Origin of the sequence: Blautia difficilis, assembly GCF_014297245.1 — a bacterium.
Lineage (GTDB): Bacteria > Bacillota > Clostridia > Lachnospirales > Lachnospiraceae > Blautia_A > Blautia_A difficilis.
This window is the reverse complement of record NZ_JACOQG010000012.1, coordinates 39,676-60,676: the sequence shown is the minus strand read 5'-3', so window position 1 is coordinate 60,676 and position 21,001 is coordinate 39,676. Positions and strand designations below refer to the sequence as shown.

General features: G+C 39.6%; 20 protein-coding genes, 4 pseudogenes, 1 riboswitch and 1 other annotated feature. Of the genes and pseudogenes, 19 read left to right on the top strand and 5 right to left on the bottom strand.

The window, feature by feature from the left end; translation table 11 throughout:
* Positions 1-21 precede the first annotated feature (21 nt).
* From H8Z82_RS09220 to H8Z82_RS09175, 11 genes and pseudogenes are all read left to right on the top strand, one after another.
* Positions 22-282 (top strand): hypothetical protein, encoded by a 261-nt coding sequence (locus tag H8Z82_RS09220; RefSeq protein ID WP_019162399.1) that lies wholly within the window; start codon positions 22-24, stop codon positions 280-282.
* On the top strand, positions 269-2,038 hold the full coding sequence (locus H8Z82_RS09215; protein WP_186994944.1) for a 1-deoxy-D-xylulose-5-phosphate synthase: 1,770 nt from the start codon (positions 269-271) through the stop codon (positions 2,036-2,038). Before H8Z82_RS09220 ends, H8Z82_RS09215 begins: the two co-directional genes overlap by 14 nt.
* Before the next feature lie 28 nt (positions 2,039-2,066).
* Positions 2,067-2,201 (top strand): annotated as a pseudogene (locus H8Z82_RS09210) (aldo/keto reductase); the annotation flags it as partial.
* 50 nt (positions 2,202-2,251) lie between these two features.
* A complete protein-coding gene (locus tag H8Z82_RS09205) occupies positions 2,252-2,599 on the top strand; it encodes a flavodoxin family protein (RefSeq protein ID WP_243176435.1) in 348 nt (115 codons plus the stop codon).
* A 38-nt stretch (positions 2,600-2,637) separates the two neighbouring features.
* Positions 2,638-2,913 carry a DUF6040 family protein gene (locus tag H8Z82_RS17330; protein ID WP_243176434.1) on the top strand — a complete coding sequence of 92 codons (276 nt, stop codon included), beginning with the start codon at positions 2,638-2,640 and terminating at the stop codon, positions 2,911-2,913.
* A gap of 154 nt (positions 2,914-3,067) precedes the next feature.
* Positions 3,068-3,502 carry an Rrf2 family transcriptional regulator gene (locus H8Z82_RS09200; RefSeq protein WP_019162394.1) on the top strand — a complete coding sequence of 145 codons (435 nt, stop codon included), beginning with the start codon at positions 3,068-3,070 and terminating at the stop codon, positions 3,500-3,502.
* A gap of 211 nt (positions 3,503-3,713) precedes the next feature.
* On the top strand, positions 3,714-4,109 hold the full coding sequence (locus H8Z82_RS09195) for a pyridoxamine 5'-phosphate oxidase family protein (RefSeq protein WP_004844992.1): 396 nt from the start codon (positions 3,714-3,716) through the stop codon (positions 4,107-4,109).
* A 20-nt stretch (positions 4,110-4,129) separates the two neighbouring features.
* Positions 4,130-4,241, top strand: a riboswitch (FMN riboswitch).
* Between the two features lie 73 nt (positions 4,242-4,314).
* The gene (locus H8Z82_RS09190) at positions 4,315-4,938 is read left to right on the top strand and encodes an ECF transporter S component (RefSeq protein ID WP_019162393.1); all 624 of its coding nucleotides are present in this window, start codon (positions 4,315-4,317) and stop codon (positions 4,936-4,938) included.
* Complete coding sequence (locus tag H8Z82_RS09185; RefSeq protein WP_243176433.1) at positions 4,935-5,117, top strand: hypothetical protein; 183 nt, start codon at positions 4,935-4,937, stop codon at positions 5,115-5,117. Before H8Z82_RS09190 ends, H8Z82_RS09185 begins: the two co-directional genes overlap by 4 nt.
* Positions 5,107-6,050, top strand: a pseudogene (locus H8Z82_RS09180) (Sir2 silent information regulator family NAD-dependent deacetylase). The gene H8Z82_RS09185 and the pseudogene H8Z82_RS09180 overlap by 11 nt, the downstream one beginning before the upstream one ends.
* Positions 6,047-6,823, top strand: coding sequence for a protein-ADP-ribose hydrolase (locus tag H8Z82_RS09175; protein WP_019162390.1), 777 nt, complete (start codon positions 6,047-6,049; stop codon positions 6,821-6,823). Before H8Z82_RS09180 ends, H8Z82_RS09175 begins: the two are co-directional and overlap by 4 nt.
* Before the next feature lie 171 nt (positions 6,824-6,994).
* Here H8Z82_RS09175 and H8Z82_RS17130 read toward each other — a convergent pair.
* Positions 6,995-7,060 (bottom strand): annotated as a pseudogene (locus H8Z82_RS17130) (DUF6061 family protein); the annotation flags it as partial.
* A gap of 367 nt (positions 7,061-7,427) precedes the next feature.
* Here H8Z82_RS17130 and H8Z82_RS09170 point away from each other — a divergent pair.
* The 4 genes from H8Z82_RS09170 to H8Z82_RS09155 all read left to right on the top strand — a co-directional run bounded on the left by H8Z82_RS09170 (position 7,428) and on the right by H8Z82_RS09155 (position 9,183).
* Positions 7,428-8,054 (top strand): alpha/beta fold hydrolase, encoded by a 627-nt coding sequence (locus tag H8Z82_RS09170; RefSeq protein ID WP_019162389.1) that lies wholly within the window; start codon positions 7,428-7,430, stop codon positions 8,052-8,054.
* Positions 8,055-8,115: 61 nt separating this feature from the next.
* On the top strand, positions 8,116-8,484 hold the full coding sequence (locus H8Z82_RS09165) for a hypothetical protein (RefSeq protein WP_019162388.1): 369 nt from the start codon (positions 8,116-8,118) through the stop codon (positions 8,482-8,484).
* A gap of 47 nt (positions 8,485-8,531) precedes the next feature.
* Positions 8,532-8,711, top strand: coding sequence for a hypothetical protein (locus H8Z82_RS09160; protein WP_019162387.1), 180 nt, complete (start codon positions 8,532-8,534; stop codon positions 8,709-8,711).
* 37 nt (positions 8,712-8,748) lie between these two features.
* Positions 8,749-9,183, top strand: a complete 435-nt coding sequence (locus H8Z82_RS09155; RefSeq protein WP_019162386.1) for a hypothetical protein — start codon at positions 8,749-8,751, stop codon at positions 9,181-9,183.
* 106 nt (positions 9,184-9,289) lie between these two features.
* Here the strand turns inward: H8Z82_RS09155 and H8Z82_RS09150 are convergent, their stop codons facing one another.
* Positions 9,290-10,450: an MFS transporter gene (locus H8Z82_RS09150; protein ID WP_186994966.1), complete on the bottom strand. Its 1,161-nt coding sequence runs from the start codon at positions 10,448-10,450 to the stop codon at positions 9,290-9,292.
* Positions 10,451-10,628: 178 nt separating this feature from the next.
* Between H8Z82_RS09150 and H8Z82_RS09145 the strand changes: the two genes are divergently transcribed.
* Positions 10,629-11,570 (top strand): AraC family transcriptional regulator, encoded by a 942-nt coding sequence (locus H8Z82_RS09145; RefSeq protein WP_330607894.1) that lies wholly within the window; start codon positions 10,629-10,631, stop codon positions 11,568-11,570.
* 67 nt (positions 11,571-11,637) lie between these two features.
* Here the strand turns inward: H8Z82_RS09145 and H8Z82_RS09140 are convergent.
* Positions 11,638-11,988 (bottom strand): annotated as a pseudogene (locus tag H8Z82_RS09140) (hydroxylamine reductase); the annotation flags it as partial.
* Positions 11,989-12,084: 96 nt separating this feature from the next.
* Here H8Z82_RS09140 and H8Z82_RS09135 point away from each other — a divergent pair.
* The 3 genes from H8Z82_RS09135 (at position 12,085) to H8Z82_RS09125 (ending at position 17,009) form a co-directional block, all read left to right on the top strand.
* Positions 12,085-12,750, top strand: coding sequence for a Crp/Fnr family transcriptional regulator (locus H8Z82_RS09135; RefSeq protein ID WP_186994943.1), 666 nt, complete (start codon positions 12,085-12,087; stop codon positions 12,748-12,750).
* Positions 12,751-13,032: 282 nt separating this feature from the next.
* Positions 13,033-15,696, top strand: a complete 2,664-nt coding sequence (locus H8Z82_RS09130; protein ID WP_186994942.1) for a GAF domain-containing hybrid sensor histidine kinase/response regulator — start codon at positions 13,033-13,035, stop codon at positions 15,694-15,696.
* A 263-nt stretch (positions 15,697-15,959) separates the two neighbouring features.
* A complete protein-coding gene (locus tag H8Z82_RS09125; protein WP_186994941.1) occupies positions 15,960-17,009 on the top strand; it encodes an NAD(P)H-dependent flavin oxidoreductase in 1,050 nt (349 codons plus the stop codon).
* Between the two features lie 120 nt (positions 17,010-17,129).
* On the opposite strand, the gene H8Z82_RS09120 is transcribed toward H8Z82_RS09125, so the two are convergent.
* Together H8Z82_RS09120 and thrS are read right to left on the bottom strand one after the other, a co-directional pair.
* Positions 17,130-18,491 (bottom strand): MATE family efflux transporter, encoded by a 1,362-nt coding sequence (locus tag H8Z82_RS09120; protein ID WP_186994940.1) that lies wholly within the window; start codon positions 18,489-18,491, stop codon positions 17,130-17,132.
* Positions 18,492-18,595: 104 nt separating this feature from the next.
* A complete protein-coding gene (thrS, locus tag H8Z82_RS09115; RefSeq protein ID WP_186994939.1) occupies positions 18,596-20,557 on the bottom strand; it encodes a threonine--tRNA ligase in 1,962 nt (653 codons plus the stop codon).
* 148 nt (positions 20,558-20,705) lie between these two features.
* Positions 20,706-20,924, bottom strand: a binding site (T-box leader).
* Between the last annotated feature and the right edge of the window lie 77 nt (positions 20,925-21,001).

The window sequence follows — 21,001 nt, the reverse complement described above, 5'->3', positions numbered from 1 at the left end:
TAAAGCAGGAGGTGCAGACAGATGGCAGAAGCAAATGACAAATATGGAAGAATTTATCAGAATCTTGTGGACGCAGGCTGTAATCAGAAAACAATCCAGCGTTGCATGAAACTGGCACAAGAAAACAATGTAGAAGCGCTGTTATCACAGTTGTGTGTGTATAGAAAACATTTAATGGAACAGACACATAATTATCAGGAAAATATAGATTGCCTGGATTATTTGATCTACTCGTTAAAGAAATCTAATGAAAATAAGGAGAATGTAAATGACAGATTATAAAATTATTCAAACAATTAACGGACCGGAAGATGTAAAAAAATTGTCTATGGAGCAGCTGGAGGAACTTGCTTCGGAAATCAGAGAAGCATTGTTTAACCGGTTGACTAAAATCGGCGGTCACTTTGGTCCAAATTTCGGTATGGTGGAGGCAGAGATTGCCATGCATTATGTTTTCTCTTCGCCTAAGGATAAGTTTGTATTTGACGTATCTCATCAGAGCTATCCTCATAAGATTCTGACCGGAAGAAAGAATGGATATATTTCCGATGAGCACTTTTCAGAGGATTCCGGTTATACAAATCCGGAAGAAAGTGAACATGACTTCTTCAATGTAGGTCACACTTCGACTTCAGTTTCTTTGGCTACGGGTCTGGTTAAAGCGAGAGATATAAAAGGAGATAAAGAAAATATTATTGCAATTATTGGTGATGGCTCCCTCTCAGGCGGTGAAGCACTAGAGGGATTGAATGTAGCCGGATCAGAGATTAACTCCAATCTAATTATTATAGTAAATGATAATGAGCAGTCGATTGCCGAAGTACATGGCGGAATGTATAAAAATCTTGCCGAATTAAGAGAGACAGGCGGAACTGCTTCCAATAATCTCTTCAAAGCGTTTGGATTAGATTATATATATGAGGAAAACGGCAATGACATAGCATCACTGATTTCCTTATTCCGCAAGGTGAAAGATACGGATCATCCAATCGTAGTCCATATCCATACACAAAAAGGAAAGGGATATGAAATTGCTGAAAAAGACAAAGAGGGATGGCATTGGTGTATGCCATTTGACCGTGAAACAGGCAAACCTACAATTTCTTTTGGAGATGGAGAAGATTATACATCTATCACTGCTGAGTATATTATGCAAAAAGCAAAAAGTGATTCTGAGTTTCTTGTGATTACTCCTGCTATGCCGGGCAGTGCAGGCTTAAATAAGGAGCAGCGAAAGGAGCTTGGATTGCAGTATGTGGATGTAGGGATTGCGGAGGAACAGGCGGTTGCCATGGCATCTGGTGCAGCAAAAAACGGTGCGAAACCGCTTGTGGTTACTAACACAACCTTTATTCAAAGAGCGTATGACCAGATTTCTCATGATGTATGTATTAACAATAGTTCTGTTACGATTCTCTTAAACTACAATTCTTTTGACAGTTTGACAGATGTTACGCATCTTGGAATTTTTGGACTGGCGGCTTACACGAATGTTCCGAATCTGGTAGTGCTTGCACCTACCTCAAAAGATGAATACCTTGCTATGCTAGATTGGTCAGTTGATCAGAAGGAACATCCGGTTATGATTCTCATCCCCGGAAATCAGGTAACCTATCGTGAAGCAGATAAGGATTTTAACAGACTGAATCATTTTAAAGTGGAAGAAGCTGGTGAAAAGGTTGCAATTCTGGCACTTGGTGATTTTTATCAGCGTGGTGAACAGCTCAGTGCAAAAATAAAAGCAGAACTTGGCTTTACGCCGACATTGATCAATCCTCGTTTTGCTTCTGGTATTGACAAAGAATTACTGGAAAGTCTTTCCGAAAGACATCAGATGGTAATAACCATGGAAGACGGTATTTTAAGCGGCGGTTTTGGCGAGAAAATAGCTTCCTTCTATGGTAGTTCTGATATGAAAGTGAAAAATTACGGACTTGATAAGAAATTTTATGACCGATATGACCCAAATGAATTACTGAAAGAGGTTGGTATGACACCGGTTCAGATTATTGCGGATATTTGCAATCAGATAAAATAGAAATTGGGAGGCTGGAAGTAGTGACACCAGAATTGTAATTCCGGGTTCAAGCAATCCTGATCACATCATGGAGAACACGCAGTTGTATGATTTTGAATTAACTGACGAAGAGATGGAGCAGATTGAGGCTTTGGAAAAAAATGAGAAGCATGACTGGTACTAAGATTGAAGAATAAAAAGATAAGGTGATGGAAATGAAGATATTAGTATTAAATGGAAGTCCACATCCACAGGGAAGTATATAATCTTTTGAAAGAAGCAGAAATGCTTGTTATTGCATCGCCCATTTATTATCACGGCATATCCGGTCAGCTAAAATGTGTAATCGACAGATTTTATTCTGCGGCATATCCGAGAGGACCGAAGAATTTGAAAAAAGTTGCCATGATACTTAGCTCCGGAGATGCTAATATGTATGAGGGTGCTCTTTTCTCGTTCAAAGGAGACTTTCTGGATTATCTTGGACTTGAAAACATGGGTGTGTTTACAGCACATGGGTCTGAAAACAAGAGCGAGAAAAAGAGAGAAGAACTAAGGGCGTTCGGGGCATCGCTGCGTTAGGTAAATTCCATTTGGCGAGATGTCGATAGACCATAAAATTGTTTTTTTTCTTTGTTACTATTTGTAACGATGAGGAGGGGCGACTTATAGTCTGGATTGGTTATCAGGTGGGGAAAATCTACCGGAAATATTGCTGGGATATCATCTGTATCATGATGGCGATAATGAGTACAGCTATTGCAATCTACTTCGGAAAATGGATAAAATCAATCATTCCGATGAACCTTATTCTACTGTTAATTCTTGTGCACGTGGTCTATATCGGAATCCGATGTTATGTGAAAGACTGGCGGGAGGAACGAGGATATTACTAAAACAAAAAGAAAACAGGAAGATTTTGTAAAGTATCTTTCTGTTTTTTCTAAAGCAGACTATTGATTGTATTTATATTAAGTTTTCAACAACAATGTAACCATTGAAATTACATCTGTTTTTTGATATGATTACTGTCAAAGAGAGGTGTTTATAATGCAGATTTCAAGCAGATTTACAATGGCAATCCATATGTTTGCCTGTATAGATACATTTTCGGATCAGAAGATGACTAGTGATTTTATGGCAGCAAGCATTGGAACTAATCCGGTGATTGTTCGTAAAATATTGCAACAATTAAAGGCTGCTGGTCTTATTGAAGTTGCAAGAGGGACAGGCGGTGTGACAATTACCAGACCATTGGAGCAGATTACATTCCTTGATGTGTATAAAGCAGTGGAATGTGCACCAGATGAAGAACTGTTTCATTTTCATGAGAATCCCAATCAGAAATGTCCGGTAGGAAAGAATATTCACCATGTTCTTGATAAGAGACTGTTAGAAGTACAGAAGGCAATGGAGGAAAAACTTTCAGAAATGACACTTGCTGATGTGAAAAAAGATATTGCAGTGTATACAGAGAAAGAGTAGCCTACAGAAGGCTTCGGATGAGTGATTATATCATCACAATTTCCGGAGCCTTTTCGTTTTTCATAATCAATGTAAAATCTTCAAAAGGAGTTGTAACAAAAAAAGTTACAAAAAGTTTGATGTAACTATTGACATTACATTAAACGGATGATATTGTATAGCTACAAGATGTAACAATCATTGTTACAGCATATCAAGGAGGTAATTTAAAATGCAGAAAGTAGTAGAATTTTTACAGAAAAACCCGGTTCAGTATTTAGCAACCGTCGGAAGAGATGGAAAGGCAAAATGCCGTCCATTCATGTTCTGTTTTGAGCAGGATGGAAAGCTTTGGTTCTGTACTAACAACACAAAGGATGTTTACAAGGATATGTTAGCAAATCCTGAAGTAGAAGTATCAGTATCTTCCCCTGAATACGCATGGATTCGCCTTCATGGCAAAGCAGTATTTGAGGACAACAAGAGTGTAAAGGAAGGATGCATGAACAATCCTATCGTTAAGGGACAGTACCAGACAGCAGATAATCCTATTTTTGAGGTATTCTATCTTGAAAATCCGCATGGTTTAATCGCAGATTTCTCTGGAAATCCACCTTATGAATTTTAAAGATAATTAACAGAAAAAATTACAGTCTTCGGGGCAAGGTGTAATTCCTGACCGGCAGTATAGTCTGCGAGCAAAAGCTGATATGGTGCAATTCCATAACCGACGGTAAAGTCCGGATGAGAGAAGATATGATAAAACAAGTCCCGCAGGGAATCCGTCCTGCGGGCTGTTTTAAATTCAGGCATATCTCACAAAAAGGAGATTTATGAGTAACAATACAGCAACTATTAAAACAAGAAAAAATTTAGTTTCTACAAGGACGATAACAATGACAGCTCTACTGGCAGCTATATCATATGTGTTGGCATTTTTAGAGTTTCCGGTTCCTTTGAGTCCATCATTTGCACGAATGGATCTGTCAGATTTACCTGCACTGATTGGGGCGTTTGCGTTTGGACCGGTTACAGGAGTGATGATAGAATTGATAAAAAATATATTACAGCTTCTGTCAACATCAACAGGAGGAATTGGTGAACTTGCCAATTTCCTGATGGGGGCATCCTATGTACTGGCTGCCGGTTTTATATACAAATACAAAAAGACTAGGAAAATGGCGATGTGGGCATGTGTTATTTCAAGTGTAGTTATGGGAATAGCAGCAGCGATTGTAAATTATTTTATACTACTTCCACTGTTTGAAGCATTTATGCCGCTGGATCAGCTGATTGCATCATTTGGCGAATTTCTGCCATTTATTAAGACCAGGCTGGACGTTGTGCTATTCAATGCATTGCCGTTTAATATCTTAAAAGGCTTGGTGATTGGAGCAATTGCCATGATGATATATAAAAAACTTACACCGATACTGAAAGGAGAGACTTTGAAATGACAAAAATGGATTATCTTAAACTTCTGGTGGATGAAATTCATTCAACAACAGTTGCAACGATAGGTTCAGATGGACATCCTCAGACAAGAATCATAGATATGATGTACTATGATGAAGAAGGTGTGCAGAAATTTGTCCGAAGCAGTGTATTGAGAAAAGAGGTTCATTATGATTTTTAAGAAAATCAGAAAAGGGCATGCTGACTGGAGAAACTTTTTATGTAGTACTCCGGCAAGGGATTATGTATTCCAAAAAGATGCATATGAAGACCAGATTGACAGGGCTGCAAAGAATATAAGAAATACAGACTGTGTTATAATTGGGGCAGGAGCCGGGGCATCGACAGCTGCGGGAATCCAATATGGTGGTAAAAGGTTTACAGACAATTTTGCAGAATTTATAAAAAATACGGCGAGTACTACATGACAGATATGTATGCAGCCGGATTTTATCCATATCCGTCTGAGGAGGCAAAGTGGGGATACTGGTCAAAACATGCATTGATGAACCGCTTTGATCCTCCGGCATTGCCGCTTTATACAGAGCTTTATGATATTGTAAAGAACAAAGAATATTTTGTACTTACAACCAATGTGGATCATCAGTTTTATAAAGCGGGATTCGATGAAAAAAGAATATTTGCAACACAGGGAGATTATGGGAAAATCCAGTGCCAGAAAGCCTGTCATCCAAAGACTTACGATGCAAAAGACCTGTTTCGTAAAATGGATAAAGCAAGAAGAGACTGCCTGATTCCATCAGAACTTGTACCAAAATGTCCGGTGTGTGGCGGCAATATGGCTATGAATCTCCGTTGTGATAATTATTTTGTGGAAGATGAAGCGTGGCATGAGGCAGCCGACAGGTATGCGGGTTTTCTGGAACAGAATAAAGATAAAAAGGTTGTTCTTTTGGAACTTGGAGTTGGATTTAATACGCCGATTATTATACGTTTCCCTTTTGAAAAGATGGTGAGGGAGAACTCGTCTTATAGTTTGATACGCCTAAATATAGATGAAGCGGTAGTTCCGGAAAGCTTCGGGGAACGTGCAATCGGTATTGGCGGTGATATGGCAAAGGCAATTACTGATATAAGGGGGCTGGTATTATGACACAGGATGAGCGAAGAGAATATCTGATTCAGTATCTTTTAAAAGAAGAAATACCGTTTGGCAGACAGAACATTCCTACGGATAAGCAGGGGCAGGAAAATCTGCTCCGCTCACTTATGAATGTCAGACCGCCAAGACCAATCAATAATGATTTTTTGAAAATACAGGATGAGTATCTTACAGAAAGAAATATAGAGCGTGGAATCACAGATGTTGACACGCTTGCACCTGTAAAATCCGATTCGAGATTATATATCTGGCAGGGAGATATTACCACTTTGAAATGTGATGCGATCGTGAATGCGTGTAACTCACAGATGCTTGGTTGTTTTTCACCGATGCATGCCTGTATTGATAACTTTATTCATACTTATGCTGGAATGGAACTTCGTCTGAAAATGCATGAAATTATGGCAAAGCAGGGGCATGAAGAAGAGACCGGCAAAGCAAAGATAACATCGGGATACAATCTTCCGACAAAATATATTCTTCATACGGTAGGACCTATTATACAATGGAAAGTCACAAAAGAAGATGAAGACCTGTTGGCAAGCTGCTACACAGAGTGCCTAAAGCTTGCAGCTGATACTGGTGTGGAATCTATTGCATTCTGTTGTTTGTCTACAGGTGTATTCCGTTTTCCACAGCAACGAGCTGCCGAGATTGCAACGAACACTGTAAAACAGTATCTTAACAAAGACAGCAGAATAAAAAAGGTAATCTTTAATGTGTTTAAGGATGAAGATTTAAAAATATACAGTGGATTGTTATAAGCGTCTGTTGAAATATCCGATAAATCTTATTGTACTGTTATTGCCTGAGAATGTGATTTATATTGGAATCCGATGTTAAGTGAAAGACTGGTGGGAAGAGCGAGAATATTATTAAAAAAAGTGGACAGTTCACCAATTGGGGGCCGTCCACTGAGAGAACGGCGGTTAGTCACCGGCACTGGTATAAACATCAATACTGTTGCATTGTGGATTGTATTCTGCAAATATTGTTCTCATCGTATTCCATCTCCTTATTATTCAATCAATCATTAATTGTAAAAATTAAGAAGCATTTCAATCAGTTCATCATGTCACTTTTATTTTGTGTTATACTGTTTTATAGGATTTTCTTGGTCTCCGCTGCCGCTTCGGTCGGCACAGAGCAGATGTCCACCGGACATCTTGTGCCCTTGTATTTGCCCTTATCAGAGTTCGTAAACACTGGTGGGAAGATATAACACAAGGGAAACAATAAGGGAAAGCTCACCTGCGACAAATCCAGTGTTTTCAAGGGATTGCAGAGAATTTAATAACAAAATATAACAGTTATTAAATCTCTTAAAACAGGTGAAATCTCAATCGGAATTTGAAGGAGTGACAATATATGAAGTATTTATATTTGCATGGACTAGGGCAAAAACCAGACAGTTGGAATAGAGTAATAAAAGAAACGAAAGTATCGAAAAGCAGTTGCAGTTTGAGTTTATCAGAGATGTTAGAAGGGAAATCTGCTACATATAGGGAATTATATTCAGCATTCTCATCAGAATGCGACAAGGAGAACAAAGAAATTGTCTTATGTGGGCTTTCTCTAGGAGCTGTTTTGGCACTTAATTATGCGATAGACCACCCAGATAAAGTAAAGGCACTTGTATTAATTGCAGCACAATATAAAATGCCCAAAAAATTATTGAAAGTTCAGAATATGTTATTTCATCTTATGCCAAAGTCGGCATTCAATAAAATGGGCTTCAAAAAAGCAAATGTTATTAACCTATGTGGTACGATGGCTGAATTAGATTTCAGTGACTCGCTGCATAAGGTAGCTTGTCCGGTATTAATCGTTTGTGGAGAGAAGGACAATGCAAACAAAAAAACTTCAAAAGAACTTTGCCATTATTTGAACAATTCCTACTTCCATGAACTTATGAAAACAGGTCATGAAGCAAACATAGAAGCTCCGGAAGAGTTGGCAATCGTGTTGCAAAGATTTTATGATAGTATCAGTTAACTTCAAGTTTTATTGACTAGGAAATTGAGGAGTCATGCATTTGGTAAAGGGGGATCTATAAATGAAAACGTGTTGTTTAGTATGGGAAATTCCTGTAATAGAGGGAGAACATTATAATCCAATTATGAATGTGATTTATATGCAAAAAGCAAAGAAATTTTTGAATCAACTAAATCGATATTTTCAGGATGAGAATATGGATTGGAAGTGTGTTTTAGACCATTCAGCATGTACTTATAATGAGATTTTTTCCAGTGAACATCAAGCAGTTATTTTTGCTCCGGAAGCCAAAACAAGACAATGGTTATATAAAAAAGAAATTCAGGCTGTAAGTATTCCAAAATATTATTTGGATTTTGCAGAATATAATGAAGCAAAGTTGGATAAAATAGCAATTTTTTTTATGAACTTAAAAAATAATGTACAATAGATTTCCTTGTTATGGGGCAATGATATGTGGTGTTGGAGGATAAGCTTATGAAAAGCAAAAGGACGGTTATAGGTATCATCATTGGAATCATAGCAGCGATGCTCTGGAGTGTTGTTTTTATAAACTCATTAAACAGCATGGCGGGAATTGGAATCGGAATATGCTTGGGTATATCTTTTGGTATATCTGGCAGTCTTATTTTTTCAAAAAAAGATAAAGATAAGTGATAATACAACTCGGGATTTGACAAAGGGATGTGATTGTATGAAGAAGAAAAGCATAAGTGTGATATGTGCTGTATTAGTAATTTCAGGTGTGGCAACAGTCCTTGTATTAACTGGAAATAGAGGAAATGTATCAAATGTTAATCGTGTTGTTGGTTACTCTGCACTCTATGGTGAAAATTCAATTAATGAAGCGTTTGATGTCATAGAGAAAAAATTTGCAAAAGATTTTAAAGGTTGCACACTTGCTGAACTTCGCTATGACGAGGATGTTGAAAACAGATTTGCAGAAGAAATTGAGAAGTATCACAAAGAGAATAACCAAGAACTTATTGTGGTATTATCAATCTTTGATACAGACGAAAAAGGTGGAGATGGTGGGTTCAATCCTAATGATACATACGCCAACTGGCAATGGTATTTAGTGAAAACGGCAGATAAAAAGAGTTGGGAAATAATCAATTGGGGTTATTAATCAACTTCCGGATTTCAATGCTTTGCAAATAGCATGATATGATACCTCTAAAGCAGACAGATTAAATATAAAAATCTGTTACTTTGGAGGTATTTTTATTGGTTCATCAATGATTTGATATTTGGGGCTGTGTGGATTTTTTTCGATACAGCAGGAATAACATAAACAATAGAATTACCGGAAAAATAAGTCCGAATCCCATGCCAATCCTAATATTATTTCCGGCATTCTGGGTGATACGACCAACAATTCCAGGTCCAATGCTGCCACCTAAATCTCCTGCCATGGCAAGAAGAGAAAACATAGCCGTTCCACCTGTTGGAAAAGTTTTTGAGGAAATACTGATTGTTCCAGGCCACATGATTCCAACTGAAAATCCACATGCAATACAACCGATAAGTCCGATAATCGGGCTGGATGACAAAGCGGCAAGTAGATAACAGACAACGCATAATATGCCTGAACCACTCATAAACTTCATTAAATCTAACTGTTCTCCATATTTCCCAAAAATTATACGGCTGATTCCCATTGTTACTGCAAACATACATGGACCTGCTAAATCGCCCAGGGCTTTTGACAATCCCAGTGCGGCTTCTGCATAAGCAGAAGCCCATTGAGCCATTGCAAGTTCAGAAGCTCCGGAACAGATCATCAGACATATTGCAACCCAGAAAAATGGTCTGGAAAACAGATTCTTAATGCCCATTCCAGAACCGTTGTCAACCAGAGGTTCAATGGGACAGGTCATGAAGTTATAAGTATTAACTGCAGGAATGATTGCCCATATTACGGCCAGCCATTTCCAGTTGTCTATTCCAAATATCAGGAAAAATAAGCTGGAAATCAAAATTGTCCCAACTGCTCCCCAACAGTAAAAGGAATGGAGCAGACTCATAGTTGCTTCTTTGTTTTCAAAGGGACAGGCCTCGATAATAGGGCTGCAAAGTACTTCTATTAAACCGCTTCCGATGGCATAAACAATAACACTACATATAATTCCAATAAAAGGATCAGGTAAAAAATCAGGTAAAAATGCCAGCCCAAGCAGGCCAAGTGCAGCAAATATTTCTGATGCAACAATGCACACACGATATCCGATATGATCTACGAATTTGGCACAGAACAGGTCAACCAGAAGCTGTGTGAAAAAGAAGAAAGTGGATATCAGAGCAATGTTACCGAGAGAAATATGGTAGTCACTGTGAAATTTCAAAAAAAGAAGCGGTGCGAAGTTTGCCGCAATAGCCTGTGTGATAAAGCCCATATAACAGGCGATTTTTGTCCTATGGTAGTCTGTTTTTTTTATAGAATTCCTACATTTAAAAATCATAAGTATACCTCTTTTCTTTTTTTTTACTTGATTATATAGCAAATATTTGATATATACATTGAATTAAATTGCAGAAATACTGTATAATATCGTAAAAAAGAAAGAATGTGATATGAAGATGGATTATAATAAAACATATAATAAGATACTTACAGACGAGGAGTTCATGGAAACTAAACAGCATGGAAGCAGTGATTATCCATTCCAGTATTATTATGATAATCTGGAATTGTTTGATTTTCATTGTATTGAGTGGCACTGGCACAGAGAATTTGAGTTTTTATATGTGGAGTCTGGACAAGTTACATGCGGAATAGGAGAACAACAGATTATATTGTCAGAAGGAGAGGCAATTTTTATTAATTCTAAAATATTGCACCGCTTTTACGCATCATCAGGTGGTATCATTCCTAACTTTGTATGTATGCCGGAATTTATTGCACCGGAGAACAGCCTGATCTATAAGAAATATATCTTGCCAATCATTTCATCGAATATATATTTTCAGTGTTTTCGGACTGATGAATTATGGCAGACAAAGATTATACAAACTATGATAAAAATAATGGAAATACAGGAGAATGAGAAAATAAGAGAACTTGCTACTTTATCATTGATGCAGGATTTATGGCTGACTTTTTATGAAAATGTAAAGTTATCTGATAAAGGAGATGTACAGACAGTTGATGAAGTTGCACAGAAAAGAGTACAGTTAATCATGCAATATATACATGAAAACTATAATCGCAATTTGTCTCTGGATGAAATTGCCTCGCATATAGGAATCAGCAAAAGTACTGCACTTAATTTGTTCCACCGGTTTTTACATACTACACCGGTTAATTATCTGATAGGATATCGACTTCAGGCAGCTTCCTGGTTATTGAAAAATACGAATAAAAAAGTAAAAACAATTGCCTATGAAAGTGGATTTCATAACGTTGATTATTTTTGCAGATTGTTTAAAAAACGTTATCATTTAACTCCATCAGAATATCGTTGCACATGTTTAAAATTGTTGTCGGCTGATCTGAGTCTTCAGACCCATAAATAAAGCCGATGCGGGACTTTGGAATCCTGTATCGGCTTTGTTAATTTGCGAAGATTTTGAAAAATTTATTTTACTGGTTCATTAGTGCTTTGATATCTTCATCCGGTGTGGTGATAGGTGCAATGCCATAATTTTCCACCAGATAGTTCAGAATATTAGGAGACAGGAACGCCGGAAGAGAAGGACCAAGACGGATGTTCTTGATACCTAAGTGTAAAAGTGTCAGCAGGATACAGACTGCTTTCTGTTCATACCAGGAGAGAACGAAGGAAAGCGGAAGCTCATTTACAGAACATCCAAATGCATCCGCAAGTGCCACAGCAACCTGGATCGCACCATAAGCATCATTACACTGGCCCATATCCATCAGTCGTGGCAGACCACCGATTTCTCCCAGCTCAAGATCATTGAAACGGAATTTTTATCCTCCGCCAATAGATTTACCTTTTGTTTCTGTCAGCATTATAGTATAATAAATACAACTTGTATGTTTGATTTCCAACAAGGAGGAATGATTTTGAAAAAATATTTACCTATTCTAAAAAACAGTCCATTCTTTAAAGGCCTTACTGATAATGAGATATTATCTATACTGCATTGTGTAAAAGCAACAACAGTTTCCAAAAAACGAGATTCTTATATTTTCAGAGCAGGAGATTCTACTGAAGTGATGGGGCTTGTAGTGTCAGGCTGTGTTCTTGTTATTCAGGAAGACCTTTGGGGGCATCGGAATATTCTGTCAAAATGTCATACCGGTGATTTCTTTGGTGAGCCATATGCAGCAAGCCCGGGAGCTGTTCTGAATGTCAGCGTGGTGGCAGATACGGATTGTGAGATTATTCTGCTAAATGTCCAAAGGCTTTTGATTTCCTGCCCGACTGCATGCGAACACCATCAGAAGCTGATCCGCAACCTGGTCAGTGTCCTGGCAAATAAGATATTGATCCTAAACGACAAGATTACACATGTGGGCAAGCGAACGACAAGGGATAAACTATTGTCCTATCTGTCGGCAGAGTCTATCAGACATTCGTCGTTATCCTTTGATATTCCTTTTGACCGGCAGCAGTTGGCAGATTATCTGTGCATTGACCGTGCGGCAATGTCTACGGAGATATCAAAGTTACAGAAAGAAGGATTTATAAAAACAAATAGAAATCATTTTGAATTGAAGTTGCAATGAAGTTACTGTCTGTGATATTATGAAAGTGATATAAGCGAAAATGACTTTTGCAGAAACGAAAGTATCTTTAAATTTTATTTACAAATATACTTCCTCTAATGGCTTAAAAGGAAGTTTTACGGATACGGAACGGTATGAGTACAAATGAGCAGGAAACAGTAATGTCAATGCTGTATGGACTTCAGAAGTAGGAGAACAGTTCGAACATATGTATCGGCTGTTCTTTTTTTGTTTTCAGGCATTAACGCGGTGGTACTTTCTATATAAGTGTTGGGAGATTATATGAAAAAGTTTAAGGCAAATGATAATAAGAGTGAAGAACATGAGATTAACTACAGACAATTTAACAAAAAGCTGGAACTGCTGAATCAGATTCTGTCTCTGATATCAGACATCAATCAGGCGTCGGATGAGAAAGAAGTGAAGGATTGTATTCCTGCATTGCTTCAATACACTGGTGAATATACAGATGCAGACAGAGTATATATTTTTGAACTGATGTCTGAAAAACAGGATTATTACAGCAATACCTTCGAATGGTGCAGAGAAGGGATCATCCCTCAGATTGACAATCTGATTCGTATTCCTGCCGGCAGTATGCCGGTGTGGCATGAGAAATTCCTCTGTGGAGAAACCATTATTATTCATGATCTGGAGAAAATACGCGAAACTATGCCTTCGGAATATGATATCCTGAAGGTTCAGGACATTCATTCTCTGCTGGTTTTACCTCTGTTTGCAAATACGCAGTTGAGCGGTTTTATCGGTCTGGATAATCCGGAGCTGGTTAATCCAGGTGTTTCCATATCGCTTCTTTCCAATGCAGGCGGACATCTTGCCAGTACACTGAATAATCTGCGTATGTTCAGGATGCTTGAGGAAAAACAGAAAACACTGGAGAGTAATCTGGAGGAACTTCAGAAGGAGAAGCATATCCTGGAAGCTCTCTGCGTAGATTATACCTCATTTTATTTATGTGATTTGGCAAATGATACTCTGGAAATGATCAAACAGAGCACACATTCTAATTGGGCAGAGATTGATGGGATGACGGAGCTGAAATCCAGTTATACATCCAGAATCAGATATTATTATGATCATTATGTAATCCGGGAATCAGCACCGGATTTCCTCCAGAAGATGGAACGTCACGCTCTCATAGAGTATCTGCGGAATCATAAACGTTTTGCATATCGTTATCAGTCAGTGAAAAACCATGCCGGGCATGAGTATTTTGAATTACAGGTAATACGTCTGGAGACAGGTAACAGAGATGATTATAAGATCATTATGGGATTTCGCTATATTGATGATATTGTGCAGGAGGATATGAAAAAGAAGCAGCAGATGGAAGAGACTATGGCTGATCTGAAAATGAATAATGAGATCATCTCTGCAATCAGCAAAATGTACCGGATCATCTACCGGGTGGATCTGATCCATGATACCTATGAGGAGATTTCCAGCCAGGAATCCGTGCACCGTCCGACCGGTAGAAATGGAAAGATTTCTGTTCAGTTTACAAAAGCCAGAGAGAAATTCATAGCGCCCGAATTTCAGGAGAGAATGAGAGAATTTCTGGATGTTTCCACGCTGGCAGAACGTCTGAAGAACAGAGAGGAGGTTTCCACAGAATACAGAGCCATAACCGGAGTCTGGCATCAGGCCAGATTTATTGTGAAGCTTCGAAACGAAGCAGGGGAAGTGACCAATGTTCTCTATGTGACGAGAGATATTAATGACCAGAAAATATCTGAGCTGGAGAGCCGGGAAGAACTGAGAAGAACTGCCCAGGAGGCTGAGAAAGCCAATCTGGCAAAGACAGATTTCCTTAGGAGAATGAGTCATGATATCCGCACACCGATCAACGGGATTCAGGGATGTGTGGATATTGCAGACCGTTATCCCGATGATCTGGAGCTTCAGCAGGAAGCACGTACCAAAATCAGGACTGCTTCCGGTTATCTTTTAAACCTTGTCAATGATGTGCTGGATATGAATAAGCTGGAATCCGGCAATATACAGCTGGAGAGAAAGCACTTTAATCTGCTGGAACTTTTGCATAACACGAATGAAATCACCAGGATGCAGGCAAATGAATCCGGCATTAATTATTATGTAGAAGATGGAGAAATCATCCATACACAGCTGATAGGAAGTCCGGTGCATTTCCAGCAGATATTGATGAATATCGGCAGCAATGCAGTAAAATATAATTATGATGGTGGTTCTGTGACAGTTACCTGTCGTGAGGTTTCCTATACGGATACCACTGCGGAATATGAACTGACCTGTACGGATACCGGGATCGGCATGAGTGAGGAATTTCAGAAAAAGGCATTTGAGCCTTTTGCCCAGGAAGGGCAGTCAGCCAGAACAAATTATGCAGGTACCGGTCTGGGACTTGCCATTGCCAGAAAGCTGATAGAGCTGCAGGGTGGAACCCTTTCCTTTGAGAGTATACAGGGAAAGGGAACTAAATTTATTCTTCATATTTCTTTTGAAATTTCAGCAGAGGAACAGGAAAAGAAATCTCATATGTATCAGAACTGTTCAGTGGAAGGAGTTCAGATTCTGTTGGTGGAAGATAATGAACTGAATATGGAAATTGCTGAGTTTCTGCTGAAAGAAGAAAAAATGAAAGTGACAAAGGCATGGAATGGACGGGAAGCTGTAGAAATCTTTGAGAATTCAGAGCCCGGATACTTTGATGTGATCTTGATGGATCTGATGATGCCACAAATGGGAGGGTTGGAAGCTACCCGTAGAATCAGAAAAATGGATCGAGAGGATGCGAAATCTATCCCTATCTTTGCTATGACAGCCAATGCCTTTCTGGATGATATTGCACAGAGCAAAGCTGCAGGAATGAACGAACATTTTTCAAAACCCCTTCAAATGGAGAAAGTGATAGATACCATTCGATTTTATTGCACAGCCCGATGAGAAACAGTTGGAAGATAATATAATGAGGAAAATTTAATGAAAATAAATAAATCCGCGGATATGATTACATAAAGTGATCATATCCGCGGATTTTTTGTCAAAATCTATAAGTTTATACGTTACTGTGAACGGAGTGAACAGTAACGTTTATATAGTATTAAAAACTATATAAAATGGTTTCTCTTGACAAGAACAAATATTATGATATACTTTGAATATCAAAATATTTAAAATACAAACAAAATAACAGGAGAAGAATCACAATGAAGAATTTCAAAATAGGAGATAAAATCACAAGAGTTCCGTTAATCCAGGGGGGAATGGGAGTTGGAATCAGTCTTGGCAGACTTGCAGGTTCTGTTGCGAAAGCAGGAGGAGTTGGTATTATTTCCACTGCACAGATCGGCTACAGGGAAGAAGACTTTGACAGAAATCCGGCAGCAGCCAACGAACGTGCCATTGCCGGTGAAATGAAAAAAGCCCGTGAGATTTCCGAAGACGGAATTATAGGATACAATATTATGGTTGCACTGAAAGAATATGCATCTCACGTAAAGGCTGCAGTAAAAGCCGGAGCAGACATCATTATTTCCGGTGCGGGACTTCCCACAGAGCTTCCGGAACTGGTAAAAGGAAGTCTGACAAAGATCGCTCCCATCGTATCTACAGACAAATCCGCAAAAGTAATCCTGAAATACTGGGACAGAAAATACAAAAGAACTGCAGATCTGGTAGTGATCGAAGGTCCTCAGGCAGGCGGACACCTTGGCTTCCATAAAGAAGAACTGGAGAAATATACCGAAGAATCCTACGGCGAAGAAATAAAGAAAATCATCACAACAGTAAAAAGCTACGCAGAGAAATATGAGACAGAAATTCCGGTGATCGTAGCTGGTGGTATCTATAACAGAGAGGATGTCCAAAAAGTGGATAATCTGGGTGCTGATGGCATTCAGGTAGCTACCCGCTTTATCACAACGGAAGAATGTGACGCAGACATCCGCTACAAAGAAGCTCATTTAAAAGCAAAAGAATCCGACATTGCCATTGTAAAAAGCCCGGTAGGAATGCCAGGTCGTGCCATTATGAACAAATTCATGACCCGTGTCATGAACGGCGAACAGATTCCACACAGTCCCTGTCATGGATGTCTCGTAAAATGCAGCCCAAAAGAAATTCCTTACTGTATTACTGACGGACTGATCAATGCAGTAAAAGGGAATGTAGATGAGGGACTTCTTTTCTGTGGTGCAAAAGCATGGAAAGCAGAGCATTTACAGACAGTACAGGAAGTGATTAATGACCTGTTTTAATCAATCAAGTAGCGAAGCGGATTGTGAATATCCGTTTGACTATAGAAATGCATGATTTAAGGGGTGAACGTTTTGTAATGTTCACCCCTTATTATGGATTTGTACAGTATTTAATATTTTTTAATTCCGGATTTCTGCCAGTGCTTTTTTAAACTGAAATGTAAATAAAACAGAGGTAAAGATCACTGCAGTAATATCTGCAATGGGTTCTGCCATATATACGCCTGTTGTTGGATCAGGTACCATATGAGGCATAATATAGATTAGCGGGATCAGCAGTACAAATTTACGGACAACAGCAACAATAATAGAGTTTACAGCCTTTCCAAGTGAGGTAAAGGTCATCTGGCAGGCAATCTGGATACCGAAGAGGAACAGACCACCCAGGTAGATTTTCAGCATTGGTGCAGTAAATCCAATAAGATCTGTATCAGCAGTAAAAATGCTTACAAATACTCTGGGAACAAGCTGTACAGCAGCCCAGAGAAGTACAGAATATGACAGACAGGTGATCAGAAGCAAACGGAACGTTTTCTTTACTCTGTCTGCATTTTTGGCACCGTAATTATAACTGGAAATTGGCTGTGCTCCCTGCGCAATGCCCTGAAGAGGAAGCATGGCAAACTGCATAACACTGGTCAGGATGGTCATGGCTCCCACCGCAATATCACCGCCGTACCGAAGCAGGGATGAATTGAAGCAGACAGTTACAATACTTTCGCTTGACTGCATGATAAAAGCAGCAAGTCCCAGTGCGATACAGGGAAGAACGACCTTTGCCTCCAGATGGAGATGTTTTTTCCTGAGGTGAAGCAGTGTCTTTTTGCCACAGAGGAATAAAACTACCCAGAGTGTGGAAATCGCCTGTGAGATAACTGTTGCCAGTGCAGCACCGCGTACCCCCATATGAAAAACAAAGATAAGTACAGGGTCTAAAACAATATTGCAGACAGCACCGATCAGGACGGAAACCATGGAAAATGTGGTAAATCCCTGTGCAGTGATGAATGCATTCATACCAAGGGTTAATTGTACGAACAAGGTACCGAAAGCGTAAATATGCATATAATCGGTTGCATAACTGATGGTGTTTTCACTGGCGCCAAAAGCCAGTAATAAATCTCTGCCCCAGATCAATAAAATGGCAGTGAGGATAACAGAGATAATAATCTGAAGAATAAAACAGTTGCCTAATATATTCTCAGCAGATTTATTATCCTGTTTTCCCATACAGATAGAAGCCCGTGGTGCACCGCCGGAACTGACCAGTGCCGCAAATGCGGAGACGATCATGATGATGGGCATACAGACTCCCACACCGGTAAGGGCCAGACTGCCTTCCCCCGGGATGTGGCCGATATAAATACGGTCTACAATGTTATAAAGCATGTTGATAAGCTGGGCAATTACTGTTGGAATGGATAGCTTTAAAAGAAGCTTTCCAACAGGTTCTGTGCCCAGAAAATTTTTGTTATCCTGCATGGACAATAACCTCCTGTCTGATAATATCATGAAAAATCCCTCTGACAGTACCACATAAACGGTTTTCGAAATATGTGACAGTCAGAGGGATGGTCTATCAGGATTTATTTATTTTCTTCCTGAACCTCGATCTTGCGGATTGTCTTATTTTTGATCTCTTCTTTGATGGATGCAAGGAATTCACCAAGGTCTTTCATTCCTTCATCGCCAAGATAACGGCTTCTTACAGAAACCTTGCCTTCTTCTTCCTCTTTGGCACCAACAATGAGCATGTATGGAACTCTTGCAAGACGTGCTTCACGGATTTTGTAACCCATCTTTTCGGAACGCTGGTCAACAGAGCAGCGGATTCCGTTTTCTTTTAACTGAGCTTCAACTTTGGCAGCATAGTCGTGGAATTTCTCGGAAATCGGGATTACACGAACCTGTTCCGGGCAGAGCCATGTTGGGAACATGCCTGCATATTTCTCAATGAGCCATGCCAGTGTTCTCTCATAGCATCCCATGGATGTACGATGGATGATGTATGGACGCTGTTTTTCGCCGTTTTCGTCGATATAATACATGTCGAACTGTTCAGCAAGAAGAGCATCCCACTGAATTGTGATCATTGTATCTTCTTTTCCGTATACGTTCTTTGCGTTGATATCAACCTTAGGTCCGTAGAAAGCAGCCTCTCCAACATCCTCTGTAAACGGAATATTCAGTTCTTCAAGCATCTGGCGGATATGAGCTTCTGTCTGATTCCACACTTCTGCATCACCGATGTATTTCTCTCTGTTGTTCGGATCCCATTTGGAAAGATGATAGGTTACGTCTTCCTCCACGCCGAGAACCTGTAGGCAGTACTGTGCAAGTGCGATACAGTCTTTGAATTCCTTTACCATCTGGTCAGGTCTTACGATCAGATGTCCCTCGGAGATTGTGAACTGACGTACACGTGTCAGACCGTGCATTTCTCCGGAATCCTCATTACGGAACAGAGTGGATGTTTCGCCGTAACGAAGAGGCAGATCACGGTAGCTGTGCTGTTCTGCTTTGTATACATAATACTGGAACGGACATGTCATAGGACGAAGTGCAAATACTTCCTTGTCAGTCTCCTCATCACCGAGAACGAACATACCCTCTTTGTAATGATCCCAGTGTCCGGAAATCTTGTAAAGGTCGCTCTTTGCCATTAACGGAGTTTTTGTTCTTACATAGCCACGTTTTGTCTCTTCGTCTTCAATCCAGCGTTGAAGCTCCTGCATTATGATCACACCGTTTGGCATAATAAGCGGAAGTCCCTGTCCGATTACGTCTACAGTTGTGAAAATTTTCATTTCACGGCCAAGCTTGTTGTGGTCACGTCTTTTTGCTTCTTCCATCTGTTCCAGATGTTCTTTCAGTTCGTCCTTGGAAGCATAAGCGGTTCCGTAGATACGTGTGAGCATTGCGTTCTTTTCGCTGCCTCTCCAGTAAGCGCTGGAAGAGGAAAGAAGCTTGAATGCTTTTACACCTTTTACGCTCATAAGGTGAGGACCTGCGCAGAGGTCTGTCCAGTCACCCTGGGAATAGAAAGAGATTTCGGAGCCTTCCGGAAGATCTTCGATAAGTTCTACCTTGTATGGCTCATTTTTCTCCTGGAAGTATGCGATGGCATCTTCTCTTGATTTTGTGAAGCGTTCGATCTTGGCACCTTTTTTGATGATCTTTTTCATTTCTTTTTCGATTGCATCCAGGTCTTCACGGGAGAATGGAGGGCAGTCGAAATCATAGTAGAATCCTGTGTCAATAGAAGGTCCGATAGCAACCTTTGCATCCGGATATAAGGTCTGTACTGCCTGGGCAAGTACATGGGATGCTGTGTGACGGAGAACTGCAAGTCCTTTTTCGTCTTTGGCTGTCAGAATGTTTAATTCGCAGTCGCTGTCGAGAACTGTTCTTAAGTCTACAACTTCTCCGTTTACTTCACCTGCACAGGCTGCACGTGCAAGGCCTTCGCTGATGTCGTAAGCAATGTCGATGACTGATTTTGCTTCAGCGTATTCTTTTTTTGATCCGTCTTTTAATGTTACGATCATGGTCATTATCTCCTTTATTATATATTCTTTGTATGCTGTCAGATGTCCGGCTGCCTGTTTGGATGTAAGGATCATCTTTCAGTGTATTTTGTACTGCAAAGGGGGAAAAGAAAGAATAAAAAAATCCCCTACAGTACGGTTAAATACTGTAGGGGACGAGATATTATTACTCGCGGTTCCACCCCGGTTGTTCTGAATGACTGAAAATAATAATTCAGAACCACTTCATTCGATGGTAACGGAATCACCGGACTGTATTAAAGTCACTCAGAGGTGGTCTTCGGCTGTTTCCCGATGAAATGCTTGCACCGGAATGCATTTCTCTCTGTAACGTTCCTCAGCTTACTCTTCTCTTCAACGTTTTAAGCTTTCTTATCTTTTCTGCCACTGATTATAAACTTGAAAAATAGGTTTGTCAATTGCTAAATTACAAATTCGTTACTG

What these genes read in the sequence shown, in the direction of transcription:
- H8Z82_RS09165 (WP_019162388.1), top strand. Translation starts at nt 8,116, where the DNA reads ATGAAAACGTGTTGTTTAGTATGGGAAATTCCTGTAATAGAGGGAGAA.
- H8Z82_RS09205 (WP_243176435.1), top strand. Translation starts at nt 2,252, where the DNA reads ATGGAAGTCCACATCCACAGGGAAGTATATAATCTTTTGAAAGAAGCA.
- thrS (WP_186994939.1), bottom strand. Translation starts at nt 20,557, where the DNA reads ATGATCGTAACATTAAAAGACGGATCAAAAAAAGAATACGCTGAAGCA.
- H8Z82_RS09185 (WP_243176433.1), top strand. Translation starts at nt 4,935, where the DNA reads ATGACAAAAATGGATTATCTTAAACTTCTGGTGGATGAAATTCATTCA.
- H8Z82_RS09170 (WP_019162389.1), top strand. Translation starts at nt 7,428, where the DNA reads ATGAAGTATTTATATTTGCATGGACTAGGGCAAAAACCAGACAGTTGG.
- H8Z82_RS09120 (WP_186994940.1), bottom strand. Translation starts at nt 18,491, where the DNA reads ATGCAGGATAACAAAAATTTTCTGGGCACAGAACCTGTTGGAAAGCTT.
- H8Z82_RS09200 (WP_019162394.1), top strand. Translation starts at nt 3,068, where the DNA reads ATGCAGATTTCAAGCAGATTTACAATGGCAATCCATATGTTTGCCTGT.
- H8Z82_RS09155 (WP_019162386.1), top strand. Translation starts at nt 8,749, where the DNA reads ATGAAGAAGAAAAGCATAAGTGTGATATGTGCTGTATTAGTAATTTCA.
- H8Z82_RS09175 (WP_019162390.1), top strand. Translation starts at nt 6,047, where the DNA reads ATGACACAGGATGAGCGAAGAGAATATCTGATTCAGTATCTTTTAAAA.
- H8Z82_RS09195 (WP_004844992.1), top strand. Translation starts at nt 3,714, where the DNA reads ATGCAGAAAGTAGTAGAATTTTTACAGAAAAACCCGGTTCAGTATTTA.
- H8Z82_RS09130 (WP_186994942.1), top strand. Translation starts at nt 13,033, where the DNA reads ATGAAAAAGTTTAAGGCAAATGATAATAAGAGTGAAGAACATGAGATT.
- H8Z82_RS09160 (WP_019162387.1), top strand. Translation starts at nt 8,532, where the DNA reads ATGAAAAGCAAAAGGACGGTTATAGGTATCATCATTGGAATCATAGCA.
- H8Z82_RS09190 (WP_019162393.1), top strand. Translation starts at nt 4,315, where the DNA reads ATGAGTAACAATACAGCAACTATTAAAACAAGAAAAAATTTAGTTTCT.
- H8Z82_RS09150 (WP_186994966.1), bottom strand. Translation starts at nt 10,450, where the DNA reads ATGGGCTTTATCACACAGGCTATTGCGGCAAACTTCGCACCGCTTCTT.
- H8Z82_RS09215 (WP_186994944.1), top strand. Translation starts at nt 269, where the DNA reads ATGACAGATTATAAAATTATTCAAACAATTAACGGACCGGAAGATGTA.
- H8Z82_RS09145 (WP_330607894.1), top strand. Translation starts at nt 10,629, where the DNA reads ATGAAGATGGATTATAATAAAACATATAATAAGATACTTACAGACGAG.
- H8Z82_RS09125 (WP_186994941.1), top strand. Translation starts at nt 15,960, where the DNA reads ATGAAGAATTTCAAAATAGGAGATAAAATCACAAGAGTTCCGTTAATC.
- H8Z82_RS09220 (WP_019162399.1), top strand. Translation starts at nt 22, where the DNA reads ATGGCAGAAGCAAATGACAAATATGGAAGAATTTATCAGAATCTTGTG.